At 62.8% G+C, this 11211-nt stretch carries 3 protein-coding genes; 2 read left to right on the top strand and 1 reads right to left on the bottom strand.

From position 1 onward, the window contains the following. Positions 1-57 precede the first annotated feature (57 nt). Entirely contained in the window at positions 58-726 is a 669-nt protein-coding gene (locus ACW9UL_RS14940; protein ID WP_457787488.1) for a response regulator, read from the top strand. Between the two features lie 11 nt (positions 727-737). Here the strand turns inward: ACW9UL_RS14940 and ACW9UL_RS14935 are convergent, their stop codons facing one another. Further along, entirely contained in the window at positions 738-2201 is a 1464-nt protein-coding gene (locus tag ACW9UL_RS14935; protein ID WP_457787487.1) for a sensor histidine kinase, read from the bottom strand. 566 nt (positions 2202-2767) lie between these two features. Between ACW9UL_RS14935 and ACW9UL_RS14930 the strand changes: the two genes are divergently transcribed. Further along, complete coding sequence (locus ACW9UL_RS14930; protein ID WP_457787486.1) at positions 2768-11080, top strand: peroxidase family protein; 8313 nt, start codon at positions 2768-2770, stop codon at positions 11078-11080. Positions 11081-11211: the final 131 nt, after the last annotated feature.

The following is an 11211-nucleotide window of genomic DNA, read 5'->3' as shown; positions in this document are numbered from 1 at the left end:
GGCCTCGGCCAGGCACCCTGGGCGACAAGGGTATAAACCTTGAGGGGAGCATATTCGATGAGCGACAAGATCAAGGTAGGCATAGTCGACGACCACCCGTTGCTGCGTCAGGGGGTGGCTGCGACCCTGAACCGGGTGGAGGACTTTGAAGTGGTGGAGCAGGGCGGCTGTGCCGACGAGGCGCGGGATATCTCCGCGCGCTGTCAGCCGGACGTGCTGTTGATGGACGTCAACATGCCCGGCGATACCTTCGCCGCGGTGCGCGCCATCAGCAAGGCGCAGCCCAGGGTCAAGGTGCTGATGCTGACGGTGTCGGAGTCCGAGGATGACGCCTACGCGGCGCTGGAGGGCGGCGCTCAGGGCTATGTGCTCAAGGGTGTCAGCGGGCCGGAGCTGATCCAGGCGATCCGTACCGTGGCCAAGGGCGAGACCTTTATCACCCCGGCGCTGGCGGCGCGCCTGCTGAGCAACTTCCGCAAGCATCGCAGCGAACAGCACGGTCCCGATCTGACCCACCGCGAAGAACAGATCATCCGCGAGGTCGCCAGCGGCCTGACCAATCGCGAGGTGGCGGCCAAGCTCGGCTTGAGCGAGAAGACGGTGAAGTACTACATGACCAACGTGATGCAGAAGCTGCATGCGCGCAATCGGGTCGAGGCGGTGGCGGCGGTGCGCCGTTACTGGGAAAGCCGCAAGACCTGGCATGTGGGCATTAGTACGCCCTGATCCATTGACTGCTACTGGCGGCTATCGCCGCCGCGCAAATCGAATCTGGCCTTGACCCGGGTACCTTGCCCGGGGGCCGATTCGAGGTCGAAGGTCCCACCCAGCGATTCCACCCGATAGCGCATACCCGCCAGCCCGAGGCGCGAGCGGTGCGACCCCGTTGCGGCCTGACGCGTCTGATCGATGCCCGCGCCGGCGTCCGCCACCTGCACCTCCAGCACGCCCTGCCGACATTCGGCGCGCACCGACTGGCCCTGGCCACCGGCATGGTGGAAGGCGTTGTTCAGTGCCTCTTGCACCAGGCGGTAGACGCAGATCTTGTAGGGCAGGCTCAGTATCGCCGGCAGTTCGCCGAGCTCGAGCTGCACCTTGGTTTCGCTGCGCTGTTCATGGCGTTGCACCACCAGCTTGAGCAGCTCGTCCAGGCTCAGCTCGTTGATCTCCGGCAATGCCAGACCGCGGGAGATGCCGCGGATCTCGCGCAGGCTCTCCTGGGCGGCGCTGCGGATGGTCTCCAGCGCGTCGTTTTCCCCGGTCTGGCAAAGCTCGGCCAGCTCGTCCAGACGCAGCAGGATCAGGGTCAGGAGCTGCGCCGGGCCGTCGTGCAGGTCGGCGCCCAGGCGCCTGTGGGTTAGCTCGTTGATGGTGGCGAACTCGCGGCTGGCGGTATTGACCCGCTGCTGCAGCGCGGCGTTCTGCTGGTGCAAGGCCTCCTGCTCGCGCATCTGCTGGCGCAGGATCGCCTGCTGGCGGTCGATGATGCGGTCGCCACGGCGGACGATGAGAAAAAGCAGCAGGAGCATGGCCAGGGTGGCCGCGGCGATGATGGCCCAGACCTGCTGGTGGATGCTGCCGATCTCGTGCTCCAGCTCGTAGAACTCGCCGATGGCGATGATCCGCCCGCTGCCGAACTCGCGCAGCGGCACATAGGTTTCGTATAGCGGCCGGTTGAAGCTGCGCTCGTAGGCGTGCTCGTCGTGCTCCAGCGGGCTCAGGCGGGTTACCACCTTGCCCTGCATGGCCTCGGCGATGGGCCCGGCCGGGTGATAGTAGAAGACCGGCCGCTTGCTGGTGCTGTAGACGTTGCTGCCGTCGGGCAGCCAGATCTTCACCGAGACGATATGGCTGTTTAGCGAGGTGTCTTTCATCAGGTTGTCGATGGCCTGCACGCTCTCGGGTTTCAGGCTGCGCGCGCTGGCCAGTTCCTGCACATACTCGTCGAGATAGGCCTCCATGTAGATAGCCGCGCCTTCGCCCGCGCTCTGCGCTGCGGCGAGCTTGATCTGCTGGCTGACCAGACTGCCGACGAAGACCATGCTCACGCCGAGGATCAGCGCCGCGGCGAGGACGAACTGCAGCGAGCGGTTCGATTGCCCCAGGCGGCGCCACCAGGACGAGGCGGATTCGACCAAAGTCCCATCGACGGCCTCGACCAAGGTCTTCGAATTTGATTCGACCTTTGCATCTATGGACATCGTCGTCGCTCCCCGATGCTTGCAACCAAGTGCTGAAAGATCTCCCGGTGGTTCCCGTACTACCGAGGTCTATCAACAAGCTAGTTCAGGATTCGCCTCGCAGGGTCGCCGCGACGTCGTTACCGACTCCCGTCAAGTCGGTCGAGTCGCGCAGGCCGAGGTGCGAGGGCCGTTACAGCCGTAGCTTGATGGGGCTCAGGGAAGTGGGCCTCGGGCATTGCAAGCGTGGCGTCGGCGGCGGGATGCGGTGCAGGAGAGGGCACAGCGACCGTCGCACCGCGTCACCCGCGCCGGAGCGCAAGAACATGGACAGCAGTCCACGCCGCACTGAAGCGGCGACCTCATGCGGCACCGCCGGCTTGTGGCATTGCCATGGACCGCCCTAGCCACGTCCTGCTGCCCCGCAGCCGCCCGGGTTGAGCAAGCGCCAGTTGCGGCTCGATCCCCCTGCACCGATCCGGACACTCTTCTGCCTGCGCTTAGCCACGCCGTTGCAATGTTGCCGTATGCATGTGGTTTTTCTGACGCCTTCGTCAGTCGCACTCACATCGAGGGAGCACAACAAAATGGCCGTCAATACAACCCAATCCGATCTGGAATTCATCCTCCAGCAAATCAAGATCGCCGAAGCCCACGCCGCCGGCGCCTCGCTCTACGACCTGGTCGGCAACCCGCTGCTGCCCTATGGTCTGCGCACGGTCGACGGCACCTACAACAACCTGGTGCCTGGCCAGCAGTACTACGGCTCGGCCGACCAGACCATGCCGCGCCTGTTGGAGCCGGAGTTCCGCGACGCGGAAATCGGTATCGACGGCGCCGGCGCGCCCCCCGGCTTCCCCGGTTCGGACACCCAGACCAGCTACGAACAGACCAGCGGCTATGTGGTGGATTCGCAGCCACGGGTGATCAGCAACCTGATCGTCGATCAGAGCCTGGACAATCCTGCAGTGATAATGGCCGCGCTGGAATACGCCGGATCCAGCGACGTCTTTGGCGATGCGCAACTGGTGGCGTCGGCCTGGGCTGCCCTGAAGGCGGCCGAGGCGGCAGAGCAGGACACCCTGGCGGCGCTTGAAGCCAGCGAAGCCAATCTGCTTGTTTCCGCCGAAGCGGTGCTGGCTGCACACGCGGCGGTAGTCGACGCCCAGACCCAGGCTGATAGCGATGCCCTGGCGCATGACGAGGCGCTGGCGCTGGTGGCGGCCGCGCAGGCGGATCAGGCGCTGGCCCAGGCGACATTGCTGGAAGCGTTCAACACCAATGGCGACGTCATGACCGCGCTGGCCGCATACAGTGATGCCGTGGCCGTCACCAATGCCGCGGTGCAAGCCGCTGGGCTGCTCGGCGAGATCGCCACCGCTTCGGCCGCAGTGGCAGAGTCTGCCATGGATGACGTCACAGCTGCGCTGGCACAACTGCAGAGCGATACCGACGCTCGCGATGCCTTGCTGGAGGTGCTGCCCGCGGCCAAGGCCGCCGAACTCGATCAATTGCTGGCCAACCTGGGCATCGTCATGGACAACGGCAGCGTGCTGGTGCCCAACCTGGCCCCGGACGAGGGGTTGAGCGCTCCTTTCAACGCCTGGATGAGCCTGTTCGGCCAGTTCTTCGACCATGGCCTGGATCTGGTCAACAAGGGGGGCAGCGGCATGGTGTATATCCCGCTGCAGCCGGACGATCCGCTGTACGTCGAAGGCTCGCACAGCAACTTTATGATCCTCACCCGCGCCACCAACCAGCCGGGGCCGGATGGCATTCTGGGCACCGCCGACGACGTGCGCGAGCATGTCAACCAGACCACCCCCTTCGTCGACCAGAACCAGACCTACACCTCGCATGCCTCGCACCAGGTGTTCCTGCGCGAATACATGCTGCACGATGGTAAGCCGGTAGCCACCGGGCATATGCTCGACGGAGCCAACGGGGGGCTGGCCACCTGGGCCGACATCAAGGCGCAGGCGCGCGAGATGCTCGGCATCGACCTGACCGATGCCGATGTCGGCAACGTGCCGCTGTTGGCCACCGACCCCTATGGTCAGTTCATCCGTGGCGAGAACGGTTTTCCCAAGCTGGTGATGGCCGGCCCGCCGCCCTATGAGGTCGAAGGCAACCCCGACAGCCCGATCTCCACCGCTGGTGCCGCCCGTACCGGCCATGCCTTTCTCGACGATATTGCCCACAGCGCCAACCCGTTCAACTCCAATGGTTCCATGAAGGTGGCCGATGGCGATGACGAAGTCGGCCTGGGTGGCCCGCCTGTTGCGAATCCGGATTTCAACCCCGGTTTGCCGGTAGGCCCTGGCAATCTGCCGACACTGGCGCAATACGACAACGAACTGCTCGACGCCCACTACATCACCGGCGACGGTCGCGGCAACGAGAACATCGGCCTGACCGCGGTGCACCATGTGTTCCACTCCGAGCACAATCGCCTGGTCGAGTCCAACAAGCAGACTATTCTCGCCAGCGGCGATCTGGCCTTTATCAACGAATGGTTGCTGGTACCGGTGAATGAGGTGCCGGGTAGCGCCGATGGGCTGATCTGGAACGGCGAGCGGCTATTTCAGGCCGCGCGCTTCGTCAACGAGATGCAGTACCAGCATCTGGTGTTCGAGGAGTTCGTGCGCAAGATCCAGCCGTTCACCGACATCTTCATGGTGCAGCCGGATATCGAGATCGACGCGGCCATCGTCGCCGAGTTCGCCCATGTGGTGTACCGCTTCGGCCACTCCATGCTCAACGAAACGGTGGATCGGCTGAGCTTCGACATGCAGTCCAGCGACATCGGCCTGATTGAGGCCTTCCTCAACCCGGTCGAGTTCGGCAGCGCCGATGCCGATGTCATGGCCGGCTCGATCATCCGCGGCATGACCCGGCAGACCGGCAACGAGATCGACGAGTTCGTCACCGGCGCCTTGCGCAACAACCTGGTGGGGCTGCCCCTGGACCTGGCGGCGATCAATATCGCCCGCGGCCGCGACACCGGCGTGCCGTCGCTCAACAGCGCGCGCGAGCAGTTCTTCGCCGCCACCGGCGACAGCAACCTCAAGCCCTACGTCAGCTGGACCGACTTCGCGCTGAATATCAAGAACCCGGCGTCGATCATCAACTTCATCGCCGCCTACGGCCAGCACGAGAGCATTCTCGCGGCCGATACCGCCGAGGCCAAGCGCGCCGCCGCCACCCTGCTGGTGATGGGCGGTAGCGGCAGCCCCAGTGATCGCACCGACTTCCTCAACAGCAGCGGAACCTGGGCCGGGCGGGAGTCCGGCCTGAACCTGGTGGACTTCTGGATCGGCGGCCTGGCCGAGCGCAAGATGCCGTTCGGTGGCATGCTCGGCTCGACCTTCAACTTCGTCTTCGAAGTGCAGATGGAGAAGCTGCAGGACGGCGACCGCTTCTACTATCTGTCGCGCACCCAGGGGCTCGACCTGTTGGGGGCGCTGGAGGCCAACTCCTTCGCCTCGCTGGTGATGGCCAATACCGACCTCGGCCGGCCGGGTTCCTCGCACCTGCCGGGTGATCTGTTCGCTTCGGTGGACCATATCCTCGAGCTGAACCAGGCGCTGCAGATCGGCGCCGACCCGGTATGGGACGATCCCATCATGCAGGCGCTGACGCCCATGGTGGAACGTGGCGAGGGCTACCTGCGCTACAACGGTGAAGCCCATGTGGTGCTGGGTGGCAGCGAAGGCAACGACACCCTGATCGGCGGCATCGGCGACGACACCCTGTGGGGCGACGGCGGAAACGACCGCCTGGAGGGTGGCTACGGCAACGACATCATCCAGGGCGGCGACGGCGACGACATCATTACCGACATCGGCGGCGACGACATCATCAAGGCCGGTGCCGGCAACGACGTGATCCACGGTGGCAACGGGCTGGATCTGATCTTCGGCGGTGAAGGCGACGACTTCATCATCGGCGGCACCGACGGCAAGGAAATCATGGGTGGTACCGGTAATGATTTCATCCACGGTGGCGACGGCATCGACGCGCTGTTCGGCGGTTCCGGCGACGACTGGGTGGAAGGCGGTGGACGTTTCGACTACATCGCCGGCGATAACGGCGACATCTTCTTCGAGAGTCCGATCCTTGGCCACGACGTGCTCAACGGTGGCCAGGGCGACACCGACTACGACGCCGACTCCGGCGACGACATCATGTTCGCCGGCGCCGGCATCCAGAAGAACATCGGCATGTGGGGCTTCGACTGGGTGATCCACAAGGACAGCACGGTGTCCGCCTACTCGGATCTCAATCAGATGGTGTTCGACACCGAGCCGCTGAAGGTATTGCGCGACCGCTTCAGTCAGGTCGAAGCACTGTCGGGCTGGGATCTGGACGATGTGTTGCGCGGCGATGATCGTGCCAACGATCCGGACGCCGAAGCAGAGCGGCAGATGGACGAGAACAATTTCCTCAGCCAGGCTGGCGTGGATCGCATCAACGGATTGCGCGAGCTGCTGGACTACCTGGTTCCTCAGAAGCCGGAGCCGCTCGCGCCCGGACGCCTGGATGACATCGTCGCCGAGGTCGATGCGCTGCTTGCGTCCTTTATGGGGGATACCGGATCGGGTCCGCTGAGTCAGCTTGAATTCCTCTTCGCCTTCCTGGAAAACCCGCAGGATACCGAGGTGGGAAATCTCGTCGAGGCGTTGCGCGCCGAAGTCGATTTCTTGCTAGGCGGCACGGCCAGCCTGGGCAACCTGGGAGCACTGGTCACAGGGCTGACCGAGGTGGTGGCCGCGCGGATCACCGACCTTTCGGTCGAGGATCTGCAGACCGTCACCAGTGGTCTGACGGATGCGTTGGCTAGCCTGATTGCCGCGGATCTTGAGTCGGCGATTGCCTTCAACGCCGGCAATATCCTGCTAGGCGGTGGCGGTAGCGATGTGATCGAGGGGCGCGGCGGCGACGACTATATCGACGGCGCGGCCTGGCTCAACGTGCGCATCAGCATTCGCGACGATGCAGGCACTGAGATTGGCACAGCCGACGGGATGACCAAACTCATCACTGGCAAGAGCGGCATCCTGGCTGGCACTTCGGACAACCTGACGCTGGATCAGGCCATGTTCAGCCGCCTGCTAAACCCTGGGCAGCTACATATCGTCCGTGAAATTCTCTACAGCAAGGATGAGAACGATATCGATACCGCCGTGTACTGGGGACTGGCGGAAGAGTACGACATCATTGAGAACTTCGATGGCACCTGGACCGTTGCCCATACCCGCTTCGCCGGTGGCGGTGGCACCGTGACCACCTTCGACCCGCTCGATCCGGATGGCCTGCACACTACTCGCCGGATAGTGTCGGACGGCACCGATACTCTGCGCAGTATTGACGTTCTGCGGTTCGCTGACCGGGAGGTGTGGCTGGTGGATCGACCGGCCGAGGGTAGTGTGACCATCAGCAACATGGCGCCCAGCGAGGACGAGATGCTGCTGGCGGCCGCCATCGTCAGCGACCCCAACGGCAGCCAGTTTGCCGTGCTCAGCTACGCCTGGCAGGCGCTGGTGGCCGGCCAGTGGGTGCAGGTCGGCACGGGGCAGAACTTCCAGCCCGGCGATGCCGAAGTGGGCTTGCCGCTGCGCGTGGTGGTCAGCTTCAACGATGATATGGGCAACCCCGAGACGTTGATTTCCGAAGTCACCGAACCGGTGGTCAACGTCAACGACGCGCCCACCGGGCTGCCGCAGCTCAACAATCCGACGCCCAGTGTCGGTCAGACGTTGATCGTTTCCGCCGCGCAGATCGCCGATGCCGACGGCCTGGTCGGCGTGACCTTCGCCTACCAGTGGCAGGTCGGCAGCGGCGATAGTTTCAGCAATATCGCCGGCGCCACCGCGCAGAGCTTCACCCTGACGGCGGCTCAGGCCGGCCAGCAGGTGAGGGTGGTGGTCAGTTACACCGACAACCGCGGTACCTTCGAGTCGTTGACCTCGGTGGCCACTGCCATTGTGGCCAGTGCAGTGATCATGGGCGGTAATCTGGCCGATACGCTTAACGGCACCGCGCTGGAGGACCATATTATTGGGTTGGGTGGAGACGATGTACTGAACGGACTCGGTGGAGATGACATTCTTGACGGTGGAGAAGGTAATGATCGCCTCAACGGTGGCGTTGGAGTCGACCTAATGATGGGGGGGACGGGTGACGATATCTTCTGGGTCGACCATGTAGGCGACCAAGTGATTGAGTTTGCCGGAGAGGGTATCGATCAGGTGAGGACGACGCTGAGCAGCTACACGCTGGGGGCGAACGTGGAGAACCTGTGGTACTACGGCACGGAGTCGTTCACGGGCACGGGTAATGCGCTGGATAACATTATTCAGGGAAGTACCGGCAATGATCGGCTCAATGGCCGTGAGGGTGCCGACCGGATGGTTGGCGGTGCAGGTGATGACATCTACTGGGTCGATCATGTAGGCGACCGAGTGATTGAGTTTGCCGGAGAGGGTATCGATCAGGTGAGGACGACGCTGAGCAGCTACACGCTGGGGGCGAATGTGGAGAACCTGTGGTACTACGGCACGGAGTCGTTCACGGGCACGGGTAATGCGCTGGATAACATTATTCAGGGAAGTACCGGCAATGATCGGCTCAATGGCCGTGAGGGTGCCGACCGGATGGTTGGCGGTGCAGGTGATGACATCTACTGGGTCGATCATGTAGGCGACCGAGTGATTGAGTTTGCCGGAGAGGGTATCGATCAGGTGAGGACGACGCTGAGCAGCTACACGCTGGGGGCGAATGTGGAGAACCTGTGGTACTACGGCACGGAGTCGTTCACGGGCACGGGTAATGCGCTGGATAACATTATTCAGGGAAGTACCGGCAATGATCGGCTCAATGGCCGTGAGGGTGCCGACCGGATGGTTGGCGGTGCAGGTGATGACATCTACTGGGTCGATCATGTAGGCGACCGAGTGATTGAGTTTGCCGGAGAGGGTATCGATCAGGTGAGGACGACGCTGAGCAGCTACACGCTGGGGGCGAATGTGGAGAACCTGTGGTACTACGGCACGGAGTCGTTCACGGGCACGGGTAATGCGCTGGATAACATTATTCAGGGAAGTACCGGCAATGATCGGCTCAATGGCCGTGAGGGTGCCGACCGGATGGTTGGCGGTGCAGGTGATGACATCTACTGGGTCGATCATGTAGGCGACCGAGTGATTGAGTTTGCCGGAGAGGGTATCGATCAGGTGAGGACGACGCTGAGCAGCTACACGCTGGGGGCGAATGTGGAGAACCTGTGGTACTACGGCACGGAGTCGTTCACGGGCACGGGTAATGCGCTGGATAACATTATTCAGGGAAGTACCGGCAATGATCGGCTCAATGGCCGTGAGGGTGCCGACCGGATGGTTGGCGGTGCAGGTGATGACATCTACTGGGTCGATCATGTAGGCGACCGAGTGATTGAGTTTGCCGGAGAGGGTATCGATCAGGTGAGGACGACGCTGAGCAGCTACACGCTGGGGGCGAATGTGGAGAACCTGTGGTACTACGGCACGGAGTCGTTCACGGGCACGGGTAATGCGCTGGATAACATTATTCAGGGAAGTACCGGCAATGATCGGCTCAATGGCCGTGAGGGTGCCGACCGGATGGTTGGCGGTGCAGGTGATGACATCTACTGGGTCGATCATGTAGGCGACCGAGTGATTGAGTTTGCCGGAGAGGGTATCGATCAGGTGAGGACGACGCTGAGCAGCTACACGCTGGGGGCGAATGTGGAGAACCTGTGGTACTACGGCACGGAGTCGTTCACGGGCACGGGTAATGCGCTGGATAACATTATTCAGGGAAGTACCGGCAATGATCGGCTCAATGGCCGTGAGGGTGCCGACCGGATGGTTGGCGGTGCAGGTGATGACATCTACTGGGTCGATCATGTAGGCGACCGAGTGATTGAGTTTGCCGGAGAGGGTATCGATCAGGTGAGGACGACGCTGAGCAGCTACACGCTGGGGGCGAATGTGGAGAACCTGTGGTACTACGGCACGGAGTCGTTCACGGGCACGGGTAATGCGCTGGATAACATTATTCAGGGAAGTACCGGCAATGATCGGCTCAATGGCCGTGAGGGTGCCGACCGGATGGTTGGCGGTGCAGGTGATGACATCTACTGGGTCGATCATGTAGGCGACCGAGTGATTGAGTTTGCCGGAGAGGGTATCGATCAGGTGAGGACGACGCTGAGCAGCTACACGCTGGGGGCGAATGTGGAGAACCTGTGGTACTACGGCACGGAGTCGTTCACGGGCACGGGTAATGCGCTGGATAACATTATTCAGGGAAGTACCGGCAATGATCGGCTCAATGGCCGTGAGGGTGCCGACCGGATGGTTGGCGGTGCAGGTGATGACATCTACTGGGTCGATCATGTAGGCGACCGAGTGATTGAGTTTGCCGGAGAGGGTATCGATCAGGTGAGGACGACGCTGAGCAGCTACACGCTGGGGGCGAATGTGGAGAACCTGTGGTACTACGGCACGGAGTCGTTCACGGGCACGGGTAATGCGCTGGATAACATTATTCAGGGAAGTACCGGCAATGATCGCCTAAATGGAGGAGCCGGCAACGACAGACTTATTGGTGGTGGTGGCAACGATATCTTCATGTTCGGGCCGAACTTCGGCAACGACAGGATCATGGACTTCGACGCCAACCCCGCCGGTGGCCAGGATCTGCTCAACTTCGCCGCGCTGGGGATCACCGCGGCGACCTTCGCGGCGCGGGTTGCCATCGCTGATGCCGGCGCCGACACCCTGGTGACGATCAACGGTGCGGACGGCGGCAGCATCCGCCTGGTCGGTGTGACCGACCACACCACCGTGACCATCGCCGACTTCCAGCTGGCGTGAGGCGGCGTGATCCCTGGCGTTCGGGTCACGCGCGGTAGGCCAGGGTCGGCGCCAGGTTTGCTACGGCACGTCGCCTGCGGGGGCGGCGTTCCGTAGTTTCTTTGCCTCCAGTAGCAGAAACCCCAGCCTGG

It is taken from the genome of Pseudomonas sp. PL-6 (genome assembly GCF_054110165.1).
This window is presented reverse-complemented; position numbering and strand designations above follow the sequence as displayed.